General features: G+C 71.6%; 17 protein-coding genes and 3 pseudogenes. 12 read left to right on the top strand and 8 right to left on the bottom strand.

Features of this window, described 5'->3' with window-relative positions:
• Position 1 precedes the first annotated feature (1 nt).
• Complete coding sequence (locus tag O7615_RS02780) at positions 2-946, top strand: hypothetical protein (RefSeq protein ID WP_278175601.1); 945 nt, start codon at positions 2-4, stop codon at positions 944-946.
• A 50-nt stretch (positions 947-996) separates the two neighbouring features.
• Positions 997-1,452, top strand: a complete 456-nt coding sequence (locus O7615_RS02775) for a MaoC family dehydratase (RefSeq protein ID WP_278175599.1) — start codon at positions 997-999, stop codon at positions 1,450-1,452.
• 49 nt (positions 1,453-1,501) lie between these two features.
• On the opposite strand, the gene O7615_RS02770 is transcribed toward O7615_RS02775, so the two are convergent.
• The 6 genes from O7615_RS02770 to O7615_RS02745 form a co-directional block, all read right to left on the bottom strand.
• Positions 1,502-1,777, bottom strand: coding sequence for a phosphopantetheine-binding protein (locus tag O7615_RS02770; protein ID WP_278175597.1), 276 nt, complete (start codon positions 1,775-1,777; stop codon positions 1,502-1,504).
• Positions 1,774-2,970 carry a DegT/DnrJ/EryC1/StrS family aminotransferase gene (locus O7615_RS02765; RefSeq protein ID WP_278175596.1) on the bottom strand — a complete coding sequence of 399 codons (1,197 nt, stop codon included), beginning with the start codon at positions 2,968-2,970 and terminating at the stop codon, positions 1,774-1,776. The genes O7615_RS02770 and O7615_RS02765 overlap by 4 nt, the downstream gene beginning before the upstream one ends.
• A 122-nt stretch (positions 2,971-3,092) precedes the next feature.
• A complete protein-coding gene (locus O7615_RS02760) occupies positions 3,093-4,196 on the bottom strand; it encodes a glycosyltransferase family 4 protein (protein WP_278175594.1) in 1,104 nt (367 codons plus the stop codon).
• Positions 4,187-4,990 (bottom strand): sugar phosphate nucleotidyltransferase, encoded by an 804-nt coding sequence (locus O7615_RS02755; RefSeq protein ID WP_278175593.1) that lies wholly within the window; start codon positions 4,988-4,990, stop codon positions 4,187-4,189. Before O7615_RS02755 ends, O7615_RS02760 begins: the two co-directional genes overlap by 10 nt.
• 72 nt (positions 4,991-5,062) lie before the next feature.
• Positions 5,063-5,965, bottom strand: a complete 903-nt coding sequence (locus O7615_RS02750; protein WP_278175592.1) for a hypothetical protein — start codon at positions 5,963-5,965, stop codon at positions 5,063-5,065.
• A 17-nt stretch (positions 5,966-5,982) separates the two neighbouring features.
• The gene (locus O7615_RS02745; protein ID WP_278175591.1) at positions 5,983-6,897 is read right to left on the bottom strand and encodes an SAM-dependent methyltransferase; all 915 of its coding nucleotides are present in this window, start codon (positions 6,895-6,897) and stop codon (positions 5,983-5,985) included.
• A gap of 139 nt (positions 6,898-7,036) precedes the next feature.
• Here O7615_RS02745 and O7615_RS02740 point away from each other — a divergent pair, with 139 nt between their 5' ends.
• From O7615_RS02740 to O7615_RS02725, 4 genes are all read left to right on the top strand, one after another.
• Positions 7,037-7,840 carry a phosphotransferase gene (locus O7615_RS02740; protein WP_278175590.1) on the top strand — a complete coding sequence of 268 codons (804 nt, stop codon included), beginning with the start codon at positions 7,037-7,039 and terminating at the stop codon, positions 7,838-7,840.
• Between the two features lie 265 nt (positions 7,841-8,105).
• Positions 8,106-10,049 carry an ABC transporter ATP-binding protein gene (locus O7615_RS02735; protein WP_278175588.1) on the top strand — a complete coding sequence of 648 codons (1,944 nt, stop codon included), beginning with the start codon at positions 8,106-8,108 and terminating at the stop codon, positions 10,047-10,049.
• Entirely contained in the window at positions 10,046-11,821 is a 1,776-nt protein-coding gene (locus tag O7615_RS02730; protein WP_278175587.1) for an ABC transporter ATP-binding protein, read from the top strand. The genes O7615_RS02735 and O7615_RS02730 overlap by 4 nt, the downstream gene beginning before the upstream one ends.
• Positions 11,822-11,910: 89 nt before the next feature.
• A complete protein-coding gene (locus tag O7615_RS02725; RefSeq protein WP_278175586.1) occupies positions 11,911-13,413 on the top strand; it encodes an alpha/beta fold hydrolase in 1,503 nt (500 codons plus the stop codon).
• 15 nt (positions 13,414-13,428) lie between these two features.
• On the opposite strand, the gene O7615_RS02720 is transcribed toward O7615_RS02725, so the two are convergent.
• On the bottom strand, positions 13,429-14,301 hold the full coding sequence (locus O7615_RS02720) for a glycosyltransferase (RefSeq protein ID WP_278175585.1): 873 nt from the start codon (positions 14,299-14,301) through the stop codon (positions 13,429-13,431).
• 283 nt (positions 14,302-14,584) lie between these two features.
• On the opposite strand from O7615_RS02720, the gene O7615_RS02715 reads away from it, so the two are divergent.
• Positions 14,585-15,055, top strand: a complete 471-nt coding sequence (locus O7615_RS02715) for a GyrI-like domain-containing protein (protein WP_278175584.1) — start codon at positions 14,585-14,587, stop codon at positions 15,053-15,055.
• Here O7615_RS02715 and O7615_RS02710 read toward each other — a convergent pair.
• A complete protein-coding gene (locus O7615_RS02710; RefSeq protein WP_278175583.1) occupies positions 15,048-15,935 on the bottom strand; it encodes a glycosyltransferase in 888 nt (295 codons plus the stop codon). The two genes, O7615_RS02715 and O7615_RS02710, sit on opposite strands and share 8 nt — an antisense overlap.
• Positions 15,936-16,172: 237 nt before the next feature.
• On the opposite strand from O7615_RS02710, the pseudogene O7615_RS02705 reads away from it, so the two are divergent.
• From O7615_RS02705 to O7615_RS02685, 5 genes and pseudogenes are all read left to right on the top strand, one after another.
• A pseudogene (locus O7615_RS02705) lies at positions 16,173-16,346 on the top strand (aspartate aminotransferase family protein); the annotation flags it as partial.
• A gap of 71 nt (positions 16,347-16,417) precedes the next feature.
• Positions 16,418-17,611 carry an epoxide hydrolase family protein gene (locus O7615_RS02700; protein WP_278181957.1) on the top strand — a complete coding sequence of 398 codons (1,194 nt, stop codon included), beginning with the start codon at positions 16,418-16,420 and terminating at the stop codon, positions 17,609-17,611.
• Between the two features lie 406 nt (positions 17,612-18,017).
• Positions 18,018-19,313: pseudogene (locus O7615_RS02695) on the top strand (FAD-dependent monooxygenase); the annotation flags it as partial.
• Positions 19,314-19,379: 66 nt separating this feature from the next.
• Positions 19,380-20,675 (top strand): annotated as a pseudogene (locus tag O7615_RS02690) (FAD-dependent monooxygenase); the annotation flags it as partial.
• Between the two features lie 338 nt (positions 20,676-21,013).
• A complete protein-coding gene (locus O7615_RS02685; RefSeq protein ID WP_278175581.1) occupies positions 21,014-22,165 on the top strand; it encodes an epoxide hydrolase family protein in 1,152 nt (383 codons plus the stop codon).
• Positions 22,166-22,377 lie beyond the last annotated feature (212 nt).

Below are 22,377 nucleotides of genomic sequence, written 5' to 3'. Positions count from 1 at the left end.
GATGTCCACGCCCACGCCGGCCACCGGGTCGACGACGATCGAGGCCCTGGTGCGGCAGGTCAGCCTGGTGCCCGACGGCCACCGGTCCTTCGACACGTCGCTGGAGCACGCGACCCGGTTCCACCGGCTGTCCCGGGCCTGCCTGGAGCAACTGGTCGAGCTGGGGCTCCCGCACTCCTCGAACGCCGAGGGCCTGCTGTTCGACCGCTACGACCTGCGCAACGCGGCGCTTGCGCTGGACGTGCGGTCACCGCAGCGGTCGACGTACGAGGCGATGGCGGCGGCCCTCCGCGTCGGCGGGGCCGAAACGGCCGCGCGGCGTACGGTGATCGTGCGGGCGTACTGCCCGGCGCGGGACCGCTGCGCCGGCTGCACCTTCGTCCTCGACCCGGCGGTGACGTCCGCGCCGCAGGTCGTGGCGGCCCGGCGACCCGAGGCGTCCCGCTTCGAGGTGGACATCCAGCTCGAACCGGCCGCCGCACCGACGGCGCTCACCCCCGAGCAGCGGCGTCTGGTCGACGAGGCGGCGGGGCTACGGTTCCACCTGCTGCCGCCGGGACTCACCACCGACCTCGGATTCCTGCGGGAGACCGGCCTGGCCGACTGCACCCTCGCGGTGCGTCACCTGGTGTCCCGGGGCGGCGAACTCGGTACGCCGGTCCGGGCGGCCACCGGACTGTGCCTGTCGCGCCCCTTCGCCAACCGGCATCACTGGCTGGAGCTGCGTGACGCCGAGGGCCGCTGGTGGCCGGCCGACCCGTTCTTCCTCCGCACCCTGGTCGGGTGGGGACTGCTCGACGACGACTGGCCCGCGCACCGTAGCCCCGCTGGCGCGTACTGGCGGGTGGACGTGGGACTGGACGTCCCGTTCCTGCGCCACCTGGGCGCGACCGCCGGCGCATCGGCGCCGGAGCGGCTGGGGCCGGCCTACTTCCTCGTCCAGTGACCCGGTGACCCCTGGCCGTCCGATCACCGTCAGCACGAGAAGGGGGCAACATGATCGTTGTCGGTACCGAGGTCGAACCCCTGCGTGCCCTGGTGGGGCGCCACCTCGGCTTCAGTGAGTGGATGTCGATCGATCAGGAGCAGGTGGACAGCTTCGCCGAGGCGATCGGCGACTACCAGTGGATCCACGTCGATCCGAAGCGGGCGGCCGACGGCCCGTTCGGCGGCACGGTCGTCCACGGCTTCCTCATCCTCGCCCTGACCTCGCGGGTGCTGGAGCAGGTGCTCGTCGCCGAGGGCGTACGCCTGAAGGTGAACTACGGCTGCGACCGGGTCCGCTTCCTGTCGCCCGTGCTGGTCGGTTCCCGGATCCGGGCGGGTGTCCGGCTGCGGGAGGTCCGGCCGCTCCGGGGCGGCGTTCAGCTGGTCCTGAGCCTGACCTACGAGGTGGAACGGCGACGGGTGCCGGTCTGCGTCGCGCAGGTGCTGGTGCACAACTACGCGTGAGGACTCGCCGTGGTGCCGGCCCCGGCGGCCGGGGCCGGCACCACCCAACTCAGGATCGGGATGCGGCGCCGCCCTGTCGTCCGGCGACGAACCCGGCCAGGTCGGCGATGGTCTCCATGCGCAACCAGTCCACCCGATCGACCATCGGCTGGCCGAGTTCCTCCTCCAACCGCATCAACAGTTCGAGGATCCTGGCCGACGTCAGGCCGAGTTCCATGAAGATCCTGGTGTCGTCGGTCAGCGACGCCGGGTCGATACCGGTCATCTCGGTCAGCAGTCGGATGATGGTCGCCCCGACCGTGGCGGCGGTTGGTGGGGAGATCATGATGTGCTCCGTCCAGTCGATGAGGGGGTGGTGCGGTCCGGCCGCAGACAGCGCAGCAGCGCCCGGGCGGCCAGCACGGCGTCGTCGTCGGACATCCGGCTGTGTAGCGGCAGGGACAGCAGACGCGGTGCCACCGCGTCGGTCACGGTCAGTGCCGAACGACTCGCGCCCGCGCTGCCCCGGTAGGCCGACAGGTGGTGCACCGGCGGATAGTGCACCGAGGTCTGTACGCCGGCGGCGGCGAGTCCCTCGCGTACCGCGCCCCGGTCGGTCCCGTCGGGCAGCACGACCGGCATCAGGTGCAGCGCGGAGTCGCCGGTCCGACCGGCGAACGGCAGCACCAGCTCGGGTGCCGCGGCGAGCACCTCCCGGTACGTGGCGACCAGTTCGCGGCGCCGCTGCCGGTCCCGTCCGAGCCGGCCCAACTGGACGCGCCCCAACGCGGCGGAGACCTCCGTCGGCCGGTAGTTCAGCCCGATCCCGGCGACGTCGTAGCTGGCGTCGCCCGAGCTGAGCCGGTCCCAGGTGGAGGTGGTCAGGTGGTGTGAGCGGGCCAGCCGGATCCGTTCCCGTACCGCCTGATCGCGGGCGAGCACCATCCCGCCCTCACCGGTGGTGACGTTCTTGGTGGCGAAGAAACTGAAACAGCCGATGTCACCATGCGTGCCGAGCATCCGCCCGTCGTGCTCGACGACGGGGGCGTGTGCGGCGTCCTCGACCAGGACCGCGCCGTGCCCGTCGCTGACCGTACGCAGCGCGGCCAGGTCCGCCGGGTAGCCGGCGTAGTGCATCGCGACGACCGCCCGGGTCCGCGGGGTGACCAGCCGCGCCACGTCCACCGGGTCCACGGTGAGGTCGTCCGGGGCGCGCACGTCGGCGAGGACCGGGGTGGCGCCGGCCAGCGCCACCACCGCGGCGGAGGCCACGAACGTCAGCGCCGGCATGATCACCTCGTCGCCCGGCCCCAGGTCGAGGGCCAACATCGCCAGGTGCAGGGCGGCCGTGCCACTGCTGACCGCGACCGCGTCGTCGGCGCCGAGCCGGTCGGCGAACTCCCGCTCGAAGGCGGCGGTCTGTGCGCCGGCCGAGAGCCAGCGCGAGCGCAGGACCTCGGTGACCGCGGCGATCTCCTGCTCGTCGACGGTGTTGTCGGCCAGGGTGACCCGCCAACGCGGGGCGGCCAGTGCGCTCATGACGCCACTCCGCTTCGCTGCGTGCCGCCCTGAGGCACCACCGCGCTGTGTCGATGATTCACTCGCTCACGCTCGCTCATCCGTGCGTCCTTTCGGGCGGTGGGCAGGAGGTCGGGTGCGGCTCACCGTGGTAGCGCGGTCGGTGCGGCCGGGCTGGGCGCGGGCGCGTAGCTCGATTCGTAGGCGTCGAGGACCCGATCCCAGCCGAACGACCGCTCGGCGCGCCGCCGCCCCGCCGCCCCGAGTTGCCTCCGTCGAACGTCGTCGCCGAGCAGCTCGATCAGCCCGGCGGCCAGGCGCGCCGGGCCGGGCGGGACGACAAGTCCGTCCACGCCCTGCCGCACCACCTCGTACGCGCCGGCGAACGCGCCGCTGACCACCGGCCGGCCGCACGTCCAGGCCTCGACGAAGACCAGCGGAAACACGTCCGCGACGCTGGGCAGGCAGACCAGTTCGCAGGCGGCGATCGCGTCGTGTTTGGTCTGCTCGTCGACCGTGCCCAGGTCGTGCAGGCGCGGATCGGCGTGGGCGGCGAAGTGGGCGGGCGCGTCCGGATCGACGTCCGGTCCGATGAAGACGAACCGGCTGGCGGGCAACCGCCGCCACACCGTGGCCATCGCCTCCAGCAGCGTCCGGTACCCCTTGCTGGCCATCCGACGCCCGACGAAGAGTACGAACGGCCCGTCGATCCCGTGGCGGCGTCGGAACCCGGCGGTGTCGACCGGCCCGGTGAGGTCCGACGCGGACGGCAGGCGGCGGATCCGAGCGTCCCGCACACCCAGGTCGCCCAGCGCGGTCTCCTCCGCGGCGGTCAGGGCGAAGACCACGTCGGCGGCCCGACAGACCTCGCCGGCCCGGACCGGGTCGGGCCACACCTCCGGTGCCGAGCAGGGGGTCAGCACCAGTTGGGCGCGGTACCGACGGGCCAGTCGCACCGCCTCGGCCGGCGCGTCGGGGCGGGCCAGGTCGAAGGCGTGCACCACCGACGGGGCGAAGTCCGGGCGGGCCCGGAGCAGCTGAGCGGCGTCGGTGCACAGCGGCACACCGGCGGAGCGCAGGCTGGCGACGGTGTCCGGATGAGCGTCGGTCACCAGCGCCGTCACCCGCCGCGATCGTGCGGCCAGGCCCGCCGCCGCGCGTACCGCCATCCGCTCCGCCCCCGCCCGCGCTTGCCCGTAGCCGGCGAAGACCACGAGGACGTCGCCGGTGCCGCCGCTCACGTCCACGTCTCGATCGTGGCGCCGCCCGTCACCGGTTCGTCGAGGAAGACGACGTCGAGTTCCGGGCGGGACCGACCCGCCGTTGGCGCGGAGGGCACCAACCGCAGGTAGCGGTCCGGATCCGCCAGGAAGTCGGCCCGCGCCTGCTCGTAGCGGGCCGGCGTGCCCACGTCGTGCCAGGACTCGTCGAAGGCATGACCGTTGACCGGCCTGCCGGCGTCGGTCAGCGCGTTGATGAGGGCCGGCATGTCGGTAGGCTCGCCGGCACGGATGTACGACCGGACGTCCGGGTCGGCCACATAGATGCCGCAGCAGACGTTCCACGCGAAGGTCGGCTTCTCGTGCACCCGTCGAATCCGGTCACCGTCGGTGCGCAGCAGCCCGACCCCGGTGGAGATCCAGTACCGCTGGTACGCCACGGTCAACCCGGCGCCGCTGGCCACGTGTCGGCGATGCAGGTTCCCGAAGTCGAGTGACGTCAGCAGGTCGCCGTTCATCACCACCGCGGGCCCGGTCCAGTCCGGCACGAGCAGCAGCGGCGCGGCCGTCCCCATCGGACGTTCGTCGACGCAGTAGTCCACCCGCAGACCGAGCTGGGATCCGTCGCCGATCGCGGACCGGATCATCGAACCCAGGTGCGAGATGCACAGCGTCGCCCGGGTGAATCCGCAGGCCCGCAGCCGGCGCAGGCTGATCTCCAGCAGGGAGTGTCGTCCCATCGGCATCAGCGCCTTGGGGCGGTTGCTGGTGTGTGGCATGAGGCGGGTGCCCCGGCCCCCCACGAGCAGGATGGCGTGCATCGGGTCAGCCTCCCGTTCCTCGGACGAGGGCCCCGTCCGCCTGCGAACGTGGCCCTGCCGGGTAGCCGTGCCTCACGCCCGAACCGCCGCCCGCAACTCGGTCTCCAACTGGGCGAACGTGGGCGTGAGCTTGCGCATCGTCGCCGCAGCGGCGGCGTAGTCCCCGGCCACCAGCGGGTACTCCATCGACCCGATCAGCCGGGCCTGCTGGTCCAGCACCTCCGCCACCCGGGTGTAGCCGTACCGGGCGAGCACCACGGCCGCGTCGTTGCGCCGCCGTGCGCCCACGCACACCATGAAGTCGGCCAGGTGGAAGAAGAGGAAGGTGCTCAGCCCGCCGTCGAGCACCTTCGCCGCGCCCTCGGATGCCTCCGCGGAGGCATCCGGTACGACCATGTCGGCGGCGATCGGCAGCAGCCGGCGCACCGCCTCGGCGGTGTCGACCTCGCGTACCCGCCGGAAACCGGTGCGCAGGTTGAAGTCCGGGACGGTGTAGGACAGCGTCTCGGTGCGCCAGGCGGCGAGCAGCTTCTGCACCGGCAGCACGGTGTACGGGTGAGCGCGCGGGTCGTGGATCACCACGTTCTCCCCGTCGAAGCCGACGATCACCAGATAGTGATCGGCCCCGATGGGCTGACCCAGCCCCGGGTGGTGCGGGAGCAGTCCCATCTCCACCGGGCCGGCCACCGCCCGGTGCTGGTCGTCCACCTTCTCCAGCGCCCGGACCACCTCGTCGAGGGAGCCGCCGGTCCGCTCGCACGTCCACCCGAGCAGGTCCAGCATGCTCTCGATGCCCTTCTCCGGGTTCCAGCCGATCGGGGCGAAGAACGGGCGTCCGTCGTGGTGCAGGTACATGCCGAAGGCCGACCCGGTCAGCACCTCGACCACGGTCTCGCCGGGGCCCTCGTCGCCGAAGGCCATCTGAAGGGAGTCCGAGAAACAGCCATGTGTCTCTCCGGAGAACTGAACGGGCATCGGGGTCGACTCCTGTCTCAGCGATGGGCATCCGACGCCGCAGCGGCGCCGTCGGGTGTGGGGCCAGGACCGCCGGCGCTCCGGCCGGCGGTGACGAGATAGCTGCGGGGGAGGTTCGGGAAGTCCACCGGTGGCGCGCCCTGCGGCCAGCGCCCGTAGTCGGTCCCGGCCGCGCCGGGCTCGGTGACCTGCTCGACCTCCCAGCCGGCCTGCCGAAGGAACTCGGCCGGGGTGTCCGTGCCGAATCGCCACGGGCTGCCGGCGTCGGCCAGCTTGTCGAGGAACCGACGCATGTAGCGCAGCCGGAAGATCCCCGTACCGATGAGATCCACCGCGATCCGGCTGCCCGGAGCGGAGAGCCCGAAAGCCTGGGCGGCCACCGCAGCGGCCACCGGCGCCGGCAGGTAGAACAGCAGCCCCTCGGCGAACCACACGGTCCGCGCCGTCGGGTCGAAACCCGCGTCGAGCAGCGCCGGCCCCCACCCACCCGTGAAGTCGGTCGCGACGGTCCGGCGCTCGCACCGCGGCACGTTGGCGACCCAGGAGAGCCGCTCCCGCTTGTACGTCAGCACGGTGGCCTGGTCCACCTCGAACACCACCACCCCCGACGGCCAGTCCAGCCGGTACGCACGGGTGTCCAGTCCCGCGCCCAGACCGACCACCTGGCACCCGGGGGTGACGCTGCCGCGCAGGAAGTCGTCGAACCACCGGGTGCGGATGGGCAGCACCGGGTTGCCATCGGGAGCGGCCCGTTCGGTGTGGAAGTGCCGCAGCAGGGCGTCGCCGTCGGTGCCCGCGAGCAGGGTGGCGAACGGGTCGTCGAAGAGTCGGTCTGGGCGTGCCGTCTCCCGCGCCCGTGCTGCCGCGGTCCAGCGGGCGGTCCGGGCGACGCCGGACAGGTCGGTGTCCCAAGCGGCCGCCTCGATACTCATGCCCTCAGTGTTTCCATCGACGCGGGCGAGGGACACCTGTCCGTGCGGGCGTACCCATGCGGGCAGCACCAGCGTCGCCCCAACCGGCGGGGTCGCGGCCCGGCCGCCGCCCGGTCCTGCTCGGTTAGCCTGGGCCGTTATGGGCGACGACGACGTGGGTGGCGGTGTGGACGACTCTGCTCGCGGCAAGGGATGGAGCGCGCTCGCGGCGTGGGCCGGCGTGCAGCTGGTCCGCCCACTGACCGGCGGGCACCGCAACGAGGTGATGCTCGCCGAGCGGGCCGGGGTGCCGCTGGTGGTCCGCCGCTCGATCCGGCCCCGCGCCGCCCTGGAGTGGGAGCTGGACCTGCTGGAGCATCTGCGTGACCGCGGGGTGACGGCACCGGAGCCGGTGCCCACCGACGACGGGCGCCGGCACGTGGACGGGTTGCTGATCAGCGAATTCGTCCCCGGCCGGTATCCGGCCGAACCCGCCGACTGGCGGCGGGTCGCCGACCAGCTCGCGGTGCTGCACGCGGCGACGACCGGCTGGCCGCAGCGCCCCGGGTTCGCCGCCAGCGGGGTGCTGCTCGACGCGGGGCGGGGCGGTGACGTGCGGCTGGACGCGATGCCCGCGTCGGCCGCCGGGATGGTGCGATCTGCCTGGCTGCCGGTGCAGCAGGGACCGCGTTGCGTGGTGCACGGTGACGTCGGCCCCACCAACGTGCTGGTCGACGGCGCCCGGGTCACCCTGCTGGATTGGGACGAGGCACGGGTGGACGTGCCCTGGTTCGACTACGCCCTCCTGCCCGACGAGGTGACGACGCCGTGGCCGGGCGACCGGGCGCAGCTGCGCGCCGCCGGCGTCGCCTGGGAGACGGCGACCTGCTGGCGGGCCGAGCCGGTGTACGCCCGCCGCCGGTTGGCCGAGCTGCACCGCCATCGGCGGCACGCCGGCGCCTGACGGTCGGCGCGACCGGACCGGCGCATCTTGGAAGATGCGAGCCCGGGCACCCCCCGTCCAGCATGGACGCGAAGCTCGGTCCCACCCGCTCCGCATGCCGTCACCGGCGCGGCGGTCAGGGCGCCGCCGGGCTCCAGGTGACGCCGACCCCGGCGACGACGGCTGACCGGATTCGCGTCCGGTCGGCCGCGTCCGCTCGCCGTCCGGCGCACCACCGCACCCGCGCCGCGGGTGCGGGGTGAACCAGGACCGAGCTGGAGGTGTGGTGAGCGATCACCGTCGGGATCTCCCGGTCGAGGTGCCGTTGAACGAGAGCCCCGACGCGATGGCCAGCAATCCGGCCAACCTGCTGCGCGCCCGCTGGCAGACCGTGCGCCTGCTGCGTCGGGGCGGGGCCGGCCTGGTCACCACCCTGGTCGTGATCAACCTGCTCCTGGGTGTGCTGCCCGTACTGTTCATCGTGGCGACCAGCGTCCTGCTCGGGCGGGTGCCGGCGGCCGTCAGCGACGGTCTGGGCTCCCCGGCCTGGGACTCGCTGGTGACTGTCTTCGTCGGAGCGGCCCTGGCCTTTGTCGCGCAGCAGGTGCTCACGCCGCTGCGGTCCTCGCTCGGGGATCTGGTGGGCCGCCGGGTCGATCAGCAGGTGCACGACGAGCTGATGGCGGCGTCGCTGTCCCCGGTGGGCATCGCGCCCCTGGAGGACGAGGAGAACCAGGACCGGCTGCGGGTGGCGGCGCTGAAGCTGCAGTTCGCCGTGCAGACGCCGGGCGACGCGTGTGCCGGCCTGCTCGCCCTGCTGGCCCGGTACACCCAGCTCCTTGCGTACGCCGTGGTGATCGGTGTGGCGTTCTCCTGGCTTGTGGCGGCCGGCCTGCTGCTGTCGGTGCTGCTGGTGCGGCACAGCACCCGGGGCGGGCTGAGCCGCTATGCCGAGGCGCGGCAGCGGTTGAGCCGGGCCGAGCGCCGGGTGCACTACCTGCGGGGGCTCGCCGTGGAACCCGTCGCCGGCAAGGAGATCCGGGTGTTCGGGCTCGTCGGCTGGCTGACTGCCACGTACCGCCGGGTGTACCTGATGTGGCTGCGGCCGATGTGGGCCTACCGTCGGCGGATCCTGCTCTGGCGGTACCTGATCTTCGCTGGGCCGAGCCTGGCGGTGGGCGTCGCGGTGTTCGCGGCGGTGGGCGTGGCCGCCCCCGCGACGCTGACGCTCACGCAGTTCGCCCTCGTGGTGCAGGCGACGCTGGGCGCGATCGCGCTGGGCGGCTACTACGCCGAGGCCGACGTGCAGACCGCCGTCGGCATCTCCGCCTACCAGGACGTACGCCGCTTCGTGGGCCGCCTGGTGGCGACCGTGCCCGCCACCCCGCCGGTGCCGCCGCGCCCGCTGCCGCCGCTGCGCAAGGAACTGCACTTCGACCGGGTGAGCTTCCGCTACCCCGGCCAGGACCGCACCGTGCTCGACGAACTGGACCTGCGGATCCCGGTCGGCAAGTGTACGGCGATCGTCGGCGTCAACGGTGCCGGCAAGACCACGCTGGTCAAGCTCCTGGCCCGGCTCTACGAGCCGACCGGTGGCGTGATCCGGGCCGACGGGGTGGACATCCGCTCGTTTCCCGTCCCCGAGTGGCGCGCCGCGATCGGCATCATCTTCCAGGACTTCCTGCGGTACGAGACCTCGGTCGCCGACAACATCGCCTTCGGCGCGGTGCACCACCGCGACGACCGGGCCGGGGTGCGTACGGCCGTCGCGTCCGTCGGGCTGACCGACTCCCTGGACCGGCTCTCCGCCGGCCTGGACACCCCGCTGGCGCGTCACGTCGCCGGCGGAGCGGAGCTTTCCGGCGGCCAATGGCAGCGGGTGGCGCTGGCCCGGGCGCTCTTCGCGGTCCAGCACGGCGCGCCGATCGTGGTCCTTGACGAGCCCACCGCGAACCTCGACGTGCGCGCCGAGGCACGCTTCTTCGACCAGTTCGCCGAGCTGACCCGGGGCGTCACCAGCCTGCTGATCTCCCATCGATTCTCCACCGTCCGGCATGCCGACGTGATCGTCGTCCTGGAGCACGGCCGGGTGGTCGAGCGGGGCAGCCACGAGGAGCTGATGGCGATCGACGGCCGGTACGCGCGGCTGTTCCGGATGCAGGCCGACCGGGTGCTGGGCCCGGAGGAGAGTCCGTCGGACGACGCCGATGCCCGGGAGGTGCTCAGGTGAGCGCGACGTTCGCCGGCAGTTGGCGGATGCTCGCCACGGCGTGGCGGATGCATCGCGGCAAGACGGCCACCGCGCTCTTCTTCGTCGTGGCGGGCGCGTCGGCGGCGCCACTGCTCGCGCTGGTGCTGGGCTGGATGACCGACGCGGTGGTCGCCGGGGACAAGGGTGTGGTGCTGCTGGCCGGGCTGCTCGCCGGTGTCCTCGCGTTCGCCACCGTCACCTTCGGCCACTTCGCCCACCTCGCCTACTTCGAGCTGGCCGAACTGGCCGAACTCGACTTCGACGAGCAGCTCATCGCCCTCTCCAACGGCTCGGTCGGGATCGCGCACCACGAGCAGGCGGCGACCAGCGATACGGTGACCGTGCTGCAACGCGAGATCCGGCAGTTCGGCCGAGGGCTGGAGGCGCTACTCAACGGGCTCGGCCTGGTGATCGCCGTGGGCATCACCGTGGTGCTGCTCGTACGGCTGCATCCGCTCCTGCTGCTGTTGCCGCTGGCGGCGGTGCCGTCGCTCTACCTCAGCCGGCGGGCCGAGCAGCTCGTGGACGGCGCCAAGACGGACACGGCGGAGACCACCCGCACCGCGCTGCACCTGTTCAACCTGACCACTCAACTGCCCTCGGCGAGCGAACTGCGGGTGTTCGGGCTCGCCGACGAACTGCGCCGCCGGCACGCCGGACTCTGGTCGGACGTGACGGCCCGGCTGTTCCGGGTCGACCTGCGCGCGGCCGTGCTCCGTACCGCCGGTCAGGTGACGTTCGCGCTGGCCTACGTCGGCTCCGTGCTGCTGCTGGTCCGGGCCGCCGTCGACGGCCGGCGCGGCGTCGGCGACGTCATCCTGGTCGTGGTCCTCGCCGCTCAGATCAGCCAACAGGTGGCCGCCACCGTCACCCTCCTGCGCGACCTGCAACGGATGGCCGCGCTCTACGGGCGGATGGCGCAGCTGCGCGGCGCCGTCACGGACGCCGACCCCGGCGACCTGCCCCCGCCGGACCGGCTGCGGCACGGCATCGCCCTGGAGGACGTCTCGTTCAGCTACCCCGGCACCGACCGGCCGGTGCTGCGCGACGTCACCGTGACGTTGCCGGCCGGCAGCACGGTGGCGGTGGTGGGGGAGAACGGCGCCGGCAAGTCCACCCTGGTGAAGCTGCTCTGCGGGTTGTACCGCCCGAGCAGCGGTCGCATCCTGCTCGACGGCAGGGACCTGCACCGGTTCCAGCCCGACCGGTGGCGCGAGCGCATCTCCGTCGCCTTCCAGGACGCGGTGCGCTACGAGTTCCGGACCCGCCACGCCGTCGGGATCGGCGACCTGGACGGCGGCTTCGCCGATCAGCCGGTACGTGACGCGCTGCGGCTGGCTCGCGCCGACGACGTGCTGCGCCAGCTGCCCGACGGCCTGGACACGGTGCTCGGCAAGGGTGGCAGCGGCGCCGAACTGTCCGGCGGGCAGTGGCAGAAGGTCGCCCTGGCCCGCGCGCTGGCTCGTCGGGCGCCGATGCTGCTGGTGCTCGACGAGCCGACGACGGCGCTGGACCCGGAAGCCGAGCTGGCCATGTTCGAGCACTACGCGGAGCAGGCGGCCCGGGTGGGTCGGCAGACCGGGGCGATCACCCTGCTGGTCTCTCACCGGTTCTCCACCGTCCGCACGGCCGACCTCATCATCGTGGTCCGCGACGGACGGGTCGTCGAGGCCGGCGATCACGCGACGCTCAGCGCCGGGTTCGGTCCCTACGCCGAACTCGTCGCCATCAACGCCCGAGCCTACCGGTGATCGGTGGCCGGGCGACCGACCCAGATGACTCCCCGGAGTGTCGCGGCGCCGCCGCTGACCGACCCGTGGGTCCAGACAGGAGGAACCAGATGACCCGTTGGAGATCCGTGCTCGGTGCCGCGTTGACCGCGGTGCTGCTGGGCGCGGCCCTGCCGGCACCGGCGTCGGCCGCCCCGGGCACCGCAGCCCAGCCGCCAGCGCAGCGACTGAAGTGGGGCGCCTGCGCTGGCAGCAGCGGCCCCGAGCTGCGCTGCGCCCGCGTGAAGGTGCCGCTGGACCACCGTAACCCGCGGGGCCGGAAGATCGAGGTGATGATCTCGCGGTTGCCGGCCACCGACCCGGGCCAGCGGCGCGGCGTGCTGCTCAGCGCCCGTGGCGGACCGGGCCAGCACGGCGGGGTGTACCTGCCCGAGGACTACACGAACCTGATGACGCCCGAGGTGCGGGCCCGCTACGACCTGATCGGGTTCGACGTGCGCTTCCTGGAGCAGAGCACCCCGATCACCTGTGGGTATCCGATGGAGGAGCCGGAGGGGTTCTGGAATCGGGGCGCCCAGTCCCGGTCCGAGTTCGAGCTGCATGTGGTCGAGGCACGCCAGTACGCCCGGGACTGCCAGAAGCACGCCGGCTGGGCGCTGCCGCACGCCACCCTGGCGAACATCGCCCGGGACATGGACGTCATCCGGATCGCCCTCGGGGAACGGCGGATCAGCTTCCTCGGTGCGGACGCCCTGGGCACGGTCGGCGCCATCTACGCCACCCTCTTCCCGCGCCAGACCGACCGGTTCGTGCTGGACAACCCCCTCGACCCGAGCAAGCTGTGGCAGCCGTCCCGGCTTGAGCGGATCGCGCTGATGGAGAGCGGTCTCGACGAGTTCGCCGCCTGGATCGCCGACCGCGACGACGAGTTCGGTCTGGGCGACACGGCGGCGCAGGTCGAGCGGAACGTGTCGGACATGTGGAAGAACGCTCCCTGGCACGCCGGCGGCCGCGAGTGGACGGGAGACGAACTGGTCTACTACACCATCCTCGGCGTGTTCTTCGATGCCTTCGCGTGGCCGATGGCGGCCAATCTGGCCGCGATCCGCAGTGGCGATGCGCCGCCCGCGCCGTGGCCGCTCTATCCCTCCGTCCGTCCCGGCGTGTCGGGGGTGCCGGTGGACAACCACACCGCCGTGAGCACCGCGTACATGTGCGCCGAGAGCCCCTGGCGGACCAACGTCGAGTCGTACTGGCGGGACCTGCAGAGGTACGTGCCGCCGTTCCCGAACTTCGGCGTCGCCGCCGCCAACATCTTCCCCTGCGCGTTCTGGTCGTCGCGCAAGGACAACCGGGTGACGGTCGGCGGTCGGCACACCCCGCCGGCGCTGGTTCTCGGTGCGACCGGCAACTCGATCGTCCCACTGTCGAATGCCCGGGCGGTCGCCACCGCGCTGCGCGGCTCCCGGCTCGTCGTCGACGACCTCCGGGGCCACGAGCTCTATCCGTTCTATGGCAGCGACTGCCTGAAGGATCGGGCGAACCGTTACCTGATCTCCGGTGAACTGCCGCGTGGCAACGTGCGGTGCCCGGCGCCGGTGCCGGCCGGCTGAGGGCGGACCGAGCGCTCAGATCGCCGCGGCGGCCAACTCGTTGAAGTCGAGGAACCGCCGCGGCGGCAGCTCGGCCAGGATCCGCATCACTGGCGAGCCGTACTTCTCCGCCATGTAGTGGTAGTTGCGCGTGGCGGCGCGCATCGACTGATCGAAGGCCTTCTCGTGCGGTATGTGTACTGCTTTGGCTTGTCGGTTGAAGATGAAGGTGGCGCCGTTGAGGTGGAGTCGGTAGCCGAGGTCGAGGTCTTCGCCGCCCCAGGTGCGGAACTGTTCGTCGAAGCCGCCGACGGCGCGTAGTTGGGTGGTTTGGGCGGAGACGTTGCCGGTCCAGAAGATTTGCCAGGGGGCGGGGATGCGGGTGAGGTCTTCGCCGTAGCGGTCGTAGAAGAGTTCGCGGATGTCGCGGCATTCCCGTTTGGCCTGCATTCGTGCGATGCTGCCGTCGAGATCGTCCACGTCGAGGCGTTCCCTGACCACGTCGATGTTCGTGTCATCGCTGGAGAAACCGTAGATGTACGCCACCACGGCGGTCGGGCCGGTGGTGCTCTGATGGCTGGCGACGTGCTGGTTCAGGTTGTCGGCGTGCAGCATGATGCCGGAGTCGGTGAAGACGCAGATGGGGGAGCGGGCGTCGGCGATGCCGATGTTGCGGGCGGCGGCGGCGCGGAATCCTTCGTCGGGTTGGTAGTGGTAGCGCAGGTCCAGGCGGTCCTGGAAGCTGGTGGCGACGTCTGCGGTGTCGTCGGTGGAGCCGTCGTCGACGACGATTACCTCGAACTGGTTGGCGGGCATCCGTTGCCGGGTCAGCGAGTCCAGGCTGTGCCGCAGCAGTTCCGAACGGTTGTAGGTCGGTATGACGACGGTGCATCTCAGCGCGTCGGACACGGTTTCTCCCTGTGGACTCGGGGGCACGGTGCGCGGCTCACGTCACGGCGTGCGACGCCTGGGACAGGTCGCGGGTACCGGGGCTGCGACGGCCGGGCCGTCCGGCCGCACTGCAGGCATCCTGGCCCGGGAACAACTGGCCGGGCATCTCGTTGATTGCCCTTTCACGCCCGCCCTGACCAGCTAATCCACCACATCGGAAGCAATCGACGCTAGGCTATAGTTGTCGATGGCCCGGTATGCCCCGCGCCGGCGATCTCGTATCAACCCATCGGAGGTTCGGATGTTCCGGATAGAGCGGCGTGAGGTGGCGGAGCAGCTGGTGCTCTGCGAACTTCACGAGCGGTTGAGTCAGGCTGAGTTGGCCGACCACCTGCGCGCGACCATGGAACGGTTGACGGAACTCGCCGAACAGCACGGTGGGGTGGCGGGCCCGACGTTCACGATCTACCGGGATGACGAGTTCGACCCGGAGAACATCACGGTGGAGACCTGCATGCCGATCCACCGGGAGCCGGCGGTGCCGGTGGCCGCGACCGTACGTCGCGAACCGGCGCACCATGAGGTGTTCGTGCGGCTGACGAAGTCGCAGGCGGTGCCGCCGCAGGTCGGTGAGGCCTTCGCGGCGGTGGCGGAGTATCTGGAGCAGCACGGCCTGGTGGAGGCGGACGCGGCACGCGAGGTGTACTTCACCGACTTCGTCGCGGCCGGCCCGGACGACCTCGTGATGGATGTCGCGTTCGTCATCAAGTAGTGGGCTGTGCCGGCAGACCGGCGACGAGTTCGTTGAAGTCGAAGTATCGCTCCATCGGCAGGTCGGCGAGCAGGTCGATGACCGGCGTCCGATACTTCTCGGCCATGTAGCGGTGGCTGCGCTCGCCGCTCTCGATCACCGTGTGCAGCACCCTCTCGTGCGGTATGTGTACTGCTTTGGCTTGTCGGTTGAAGATGAAGGTGGCGCCGTTGAGGTGGAGTCGGTAGCCGAGGTCGAGGTCTTCGCCGCCCCAGGTGCGGAACTGTTCGTCGAAGCCGCCGACGGCGCGTAGTTGGGTGGTTTGGGCGGAGACGTTGCCGGTCCAGAAGATTTGCCAGGGGGCGGGGATGCGGGTGAGGTCTTCGCCGTAGCGGTCGTAGAAGAGTTCGCGGATGTCGCGGCATTCCCGTTTGGCCTGCATTCGTGCGATGCTGCCGTCGAGATCGTCCACATCGAGGCATTCCGCGACCAGCCTGCTGTACTCCCCGGTGTCCGTGCAGCCGTAGACGTACGCCAGCACGGCCGCCGGGCCGGTGGTGCTCTGATGGCTGGCGACGTGCTGGTTCAGGTTGTCGGCGTGCAGCATGACGCCGGAGTCGGTGAAGACGCAGATCGGAGAACGGGCGTCGGCGATGCCGATGTTGCGGGCGGCGGCGGCGCGGAATCCTTCGTCGGGTTGGTAGTGGTAGCGCAGGTCCAGGCGGTCCTGGAAGCTGGTGGCGACGTCTGCGGTGTCGTCGGTGGAGCCGTCGTCGACGACGATTACCTCGAACTGGTTGGCGGGCATCCGTTGCCGGGTCAGCGAGTCCAGGCTGTGCCGCAGCAGTTCCGAACGGTTGTAGGTCGGTATGACGACGGTGCATCTCAGCGCGTCGGACATGGCCCCTCCCTCACAGGGTCACGGCGCGGCCCGCCGCAAGCCCGACCACGCGGCTTGAGACCGCGCCGGCGCCGCCCGGAAACCGGACGAGCGGCAGACCGCACCCAGGGCATCGTGGCATTGGTACGACCCTGCGGCATCTCGCGGATTGCGCTCGCCGGCACCGCAATGTGAGAGGTGCGACCGGTGCGAGCCGTGGCCAAGCATGGCCCTAACCCCGGCCCGAAGGAGAGCTTCATGCCGATCGTCAACGATCTTCCGGCGGTGAACCGGCCCGCCCAGGAACTGGAGGAGCTCGATCGTCGGATGCTCCTGCACCCGCACCAGAGCGGGGCACGCCGGGAGCGCTGCGTCATCGTGCGGGGACCCGGTTGCACGGTGTGGGGCGCCCACGGCACGGAGCTGCTCGACGTGGTCTTTCGGCTCGACGCCGACGGCGCGCTGGCGGGGCGGTCCCGGTGACGGGGCCGGTGGACGAGGCGATCCGACCGTTCCGCATCGAGATCCCGCAGCACAGCCTCGACGACCTGCACCGCCGGATCGCGGCCACCCGCTGGCCGGCCGAGCCGTACGGGGGCGGCTGGGCTCGCGGCGTGCCGGGGGCGTACCTGCGGGAGCTGGCCGACTACTGGCGTACCGGCTTCGACTGGCGGGCCGCCGAGACCCGGCTCAACCGGTACCCGCAGTTCACCACGACCATCGATGGGGCGACCGTGCACTTCCTGCACGTACGCTCGCCGGAGCCGGACGCACTGCCGATGGTGCTGACGCACGGCTGGCCCGGGTCGGTGGCGGGGTTCCTGAAGGTGATCGGCCCGCTGACCGATCCCCGCGCGTACGGCGGCGACCCGGCCGACGCCTTCCACCTGGTCATCCCGTCGCTGCCCGGGTACGGGTTCTCCAGCCTGCCCGGCACCGGCTGGGACACCATGCGCATCGCCCGGGCCTGGGCCGAGCTGATGCGCCGCCTCGGCTACGACCGGTACGTCGCGCAGGGCGGCGACTTCGGCTCCGCGGTCTCCCTCGACCTCGGCGACGTCGACCCGGAGCACGTGCTGGGTGTGCACGTCAACATGCTGCTCACCGGCCCGTCGGAGCCGGGTGAACTGGCCGAGCTGGACGAGGCGGATCAGGCGCGGATGGCGCTGGTGCCGCGCTTCAACGCCGACCTCGTCGGCTACATGAAGGTCCAGGCCACCCGGCCGCAGACCGTGGCGTACGCGCTGACCGACTCGCCGGTCGGCCAACTCGCCTGGATCGTGGAGAAGTACCGCGAGTGGGCCGACTCCGCCGACGTACCCGAGGAGGCGGTCGACCGCGACCAGTTGTTGACCACGGTCGCCATCTACTGGTTCACCGCGACGGCGGGCTCCTCCGCCCAGCTCTACCGGGAGCTGGTCGAGCTGCTGCCCTGCACGGCGGTCGGCGCCCGGCCGTACCCGAACCCGGTGCCGCTGGCCGTCGCGGTGTTCGGGCACGACATGTTCCTGCCGGTCCGCCGGTTCGCTGATCGCGACTTCCCGAACATCCAGCAGTGGACCGAGTACGAGCGTGGCGGCCACTTCCCCGCCATGGAACAGCCGGATCTGCTGGTGGCCGACATCCGCCGGTTCTGCCGGGGCAGACGGACCCGGCCGATGGCCGGGCGGGCCCTCGACGCCGCCGGTCTGAGCTGACCGCCACCTGCGTCGGCGCCGCCGGTCTGAGCTGACCGCCACCTGCGTCGGCGCCGCCGGGCGCCGCGCCACACCACCCGCATCGACGAGCATCCCGACGCCCCAGCCGCACGTCAGGGGCGACGACGGCCCACGTCCCGGCGTACCCGCAGAGAGGAAGCAGATGGGCGACGAGCAGCTGGGCACGGCGAGGCAGGGCGGCCCTGAGTACCCGCGCGATCGGACCGGTCCTCGATAGCTGGCCGCGGTGCGGTGCGCACGACAAGAGGTGCGGCGCCCGGAGCCGCTGCCGACCATAGGAGATATACGCCGAGTCCGCGGATTTGAGCGGTTTCTCGCCCTTTGCATCAATGCCGCGCTGTCCGACCGGACAGGCGTTCCCGCTGCACAGTGGAGGTAACCCGGGATGCGTGAACAGCCAGGCACGCGAGCCGTCGTGCTCGGTGGTGGAATGGCCGGGCTGCTCGCGGCTCGGGTGCTGGCAGACCGGTACGACGAGGTCGTCCTGGTCGAACGCGACACGATCGTCGACGTCACCGAAGCACGGCGTGGTGTTCCCCAGGCCCATCACGCCCACGCGCTGCTGGCGCGTGGGCACGAGGTGATCGAGGATCTTCTGCCCGGCCTTCAGGCCGAGCTGACCGCACACGGAGTGCAGACCTGCGATCTCTCCGGGGATCTGCGGTGGTACTTCAACGGTCGGCCGCTCCAACAGGCGTACTCCGGGTTGTTCAGCGTCAACGCGAACCGGCCGACGCTGGAGGCGCACGTCCGGGCCCGCGTCCTGGGCCTGCCCAACGTGCGGCTGCGCGAGGGTACGGCCGTGCAGGGCCTCACCGTCACCCCGGATCGCAGCCAGGTCACTGGCGTGCAGCTCAGCGGTGAGCAGGGGCAGTCGTCACCGGAGTCGCTCACCGCCGACCTGGTCGTCGACGCCACCGGGCGGGGCAGCCGCACGCCGGTCTGGTTGGCCGAGCTGGGATACCAGCGACCGGAGGAGGAACGGGTCAAGATCGACCTGGCCTACGTGTCGCGCTACTTCCGGCTCAACAGCAACCCGTTCGGCACCGATCTGGCCATCAACTCGGTCGCCTCGCCGGCCAATCCCCGAGGAGCGTTCTTCGGCCGGTTCCCGGACAACATCGCCCTGCTCTCGCTGACCGGGATGCTCGGTGACCACCCGCCCCGAGACCCGGAGGGTTTCCTTGAGTACGCCCGGACGCTGGACGCGCCGGAGATTTACCAGGCGGTCCGCAACGCCGAACCGCTGGGCGAGATCAACGGGTTCAAGATCCCGGCCAGCATCCGTCGCCGCTACGACAAACTGACCCGGTTTCCCCAGGGGCTCCTGGTCATCGGCGACGGGGTGTGCTCGTTCAACCCCGTCTACGGCCAGGGCATGACGGTGGCCGCCATGGAGGCCGCCGCCCTCGGCGAGCACCTCGACGCCGGCCCGGTACGACCGATCGAGTACTTCAAGGCGATCCGTCCCATCATCGACGGCCCCTGGGAGACCTCCGTCGGCGCCGACCTGGCCTTCCCCGGGGTCGAGGGACCTCGGACCGTCAAGGACCGGCTCGGCGGCGCCTTCATGGGGCGCCTGCACACCGCGGCCCAGCGCGACGGCCGCTTCACCAGCGCGTTCTTCCGGGTGGCCGGACTGGTCGACCCGCCGACCGCGCTCATGAAGCCCGGCATCATCCTCGGCGCGCTGCGCACCGCCCGGAAGGCCGACGCCGACGCGGTGCCGGCGAACGCCGCCGGTCCGGTGGTCGGTCAGCGTGCGGTCGTGCTCGGCGGCAGCATGGCCGGCACCCTCGCGGCCAGAGTCCTGGCCGACCACTACCGCGAGGTCGTCGTGGTGGAGCGCGACGAGGTGCTCGGCGTCGATCAGCCGCGCCGTGGCGCCCCGCACACCGGGCATGCCCACGGTCTGCACGGTCGCGGCTACCTCATCCTCACCGAGCTCTTTCCCGGGCTGCGCGGTGACCTCCAGGCCCGGGGGTTCCCGGTGGGCGACATGGGGGAGATGCGCTGGTTCTTCGACGGTCGTCGACTCCAACCGGCCCGTACCGGCCTGCTGTCGATCACCGCACCCCGCCCGGTGCTGGAGGAGTACCTGCGTGGCCGGGTCGCGGCGCTGCCGAACGTCACCTACCGGCAACTCACCGAACTGACCGGGCTGCGCGCCGTCCCCGACAACAGCCGGGTGACCGGGGTGTCGCTACGGGACGTGGCGACGGGCCAGGAGAGCGTCCTCGACGCGGACCTCGTGGTCGACGTCACCGGACGTGGCTCCCGTCTCCCGGTCTGGCTGCAAGAGCTGGGCTACGACCGGCCGGTCGAGGAGAAGATGAAGATCGGTCTGACGTACACCACCCGGATGTACCGCAGCCGGCCGGAGATGTTCGACGGCGTGCAGTCGATCAACCCGGTCGCCTCACCCGCCCACCCCCGGGGCGCGTTCTTCGGCCAGGTCGGGCCGGACGAGTGCATCGTGTCGCTGACCGGCATACTGGGCGACCAGCCGCCGACCGACCCGGACGGCTTCCTCGACTTCGTCCGCTCGCTGCCGGTGCCGGACGTCTACGACGGCATCCGCGACGCCGAGCCGCTCACCGACCCGGTGGCCTTCACCTTCCCCGCCAGCGTGCGCCGCCACTACGAACGACTGACCCGGTTCCCGGAACGGCTGCTGGTGCTCGGGGACGCGGTATGCAGCTTCAACCCGGTCTACGGCCAGGGTATGTCGGTCGCGGCGATCGAGGTGATGGCGCTGCGTCGCCTGCTGCTGCGCGGCACTCCGCCCGACTCCAAGGCGTTCCTGCGCGACATCGCGCGGGTGGTGGACACGCCCTGGCAGATCTCCACCGGCGGTGACCTCGACTTCCCCGACGTGCCCGGTGACCGGCCGGTGAAGGTGCGGCTGGGCAACGCCTACCTCAGCCGGGTGCAGTACGCGGCGACCAAGGACCCGGCAGTGACCTCGGCGTTCATGCGGGTGGCCGGTCTTGTCGAACCGCCGAGCGCACTCATGCGCCCGAGCATGGTGCGTCGGGTGCTGCGACTGTCCCGGGACCGGCAGTCGGCGCGACCGCCGGCACCGGCTGCACCCAAGACGCCGACCTCGACGTCGGCCGGCACCGCGCCGAAGCCAACCCCGACGTCGGCCAGCACGGAGCCGACGCCGACCTCGGCCTCGGCCACCACGACGCCGACGCAGGCCGGGGCCCGGTCCCGTCGCAGGGTCTCGGGCCGCGACGGCGCCTGATCCGGCGTCGGCGGCCCGGCACCGTGGCCGGGCCGCCGACGCCGGGACGCACCACGACGCGTCGCGGGCCGAATCAGTGGTCCGCCGAACCACTCCGAGTCCGACATGTCAACCCCGGAAAGGGCCTGCCCATGCGACCGTACCGAATCGACATCCCTCAGGCCGACCTCGACGATCTGGCCCGCCGGCTGGCCGAGACCCGTTGGCCGGCCGCGCTCGCCGACGACGGGTGGGACCGTGGCGTACCGGTGAGCTACCTGCGTGAGCTGGCCGAGTACTGGCGCACGACGTACGACTGGCGCGCCGCCGAAGCCGAGCTCAACCGATACCCCCAGTTCGTCACCGAGATCGACGGTGCGAACGTGCACTTCCTGCACGCACGGTCGCCGGAGCCGGACGCTCGTCCCATGATCATCTCGCATGGCTGGCCCGGTTCGGTCGCCGAGTTCCTGGACGTCATCGGCCCGCTGACCGATCCCCGCTCGCACGGTGGTGATCCGGCCGACGCCTTCCACCTGGTCATTCCCAGCCTGCCCGGCTTCGGGTTCTCCGGGCCCGCCGCCCCCGGCTGGAGGCCGGCCCGGATCGCCCGCGCCTGGGCGGAGCTGATGCGCCGGCTGGGCTACGACCGCTACCTGGTCCAGGGTGGCGACGCCGGCGCTGTCATCTCCATGGAACTCGGCCGGGTCGATCCCGAGCACGCCGCCGGCGTCCACGTCAACATGCTCATGACGTTCCCTTCGGGTGACCCGGAGGAGCTGACCGGGCTCAACGAGTCCGACCAGGAACGGCTCGGTCGGATGGCGCGCTTCGACGCTGAACTCTCCGGCTACATGAAGCTGCAGGCGACCAGGCCCCAGACGCTCGCCTACGGGCTCACCGACTCCCCGGTCGGGCAGCTCGCCTGGATCGTGGAGAAGTTCAAGGAGTGGACCGATTCCGCCAAGGTGCCCGAGGACGCCGTGTCGCGGGACCGGCTGCTGACCCTGGTCTCGATCTACTGGCTCACCGCCACGGCCGGCACCTCCGCCGCGCTGTACTACGAGGACGCCGCCGGGCTGCGCGATATCACCACCGGCGTCGCACCGGCCCCGGTGACGGTTCCGATCGGGGTGGCCGTCTTCCCGCAGGACATCTTCCTGCCGCTGCGCCGCCTCGCCGACCGGGACCTGCCGACCATCGTCCACTGGAACGAGTTCGACCGCGGCGGGCACTTCGCCGCGCTGGAGGAGCCGGATCTCTACACCTCCGACGTACGGGCGTTCGCTCGCGCCGTCGGCTGATCGCGGACCCGGGTCCGCGCCAGCGCCGCACGCCCGAAGATGCGCCGTCGCGGTGGTGGCTGCGATCGTCGATGGGGGCGGTGGGTCACCCGCCCTGTGGTGCGGCACCCGAACACCAGTGAGCACCGCCGGAGTCGCCAGCGCCCGTGCCGCCGGCACGAACCACCCAGATCGCGGCTGCGGTCCGACCAATCCCCGAGGAGACAATCGTG

Origin of the sequence: Micromonospora sp. WMMD1082, assembly GCF_029626175.1 — a bacterium.
Classification (GTDB): domain Bacteria; phylum Actinomycetota; class Actinomycetes; order Mycobacteriales; family Micromonosporaceae; genus Micromonospora.
Note: the sequence above shows the minus strand (reverse complement) of the source record. Positions and strands in the feature narration are given on the sequence as shown.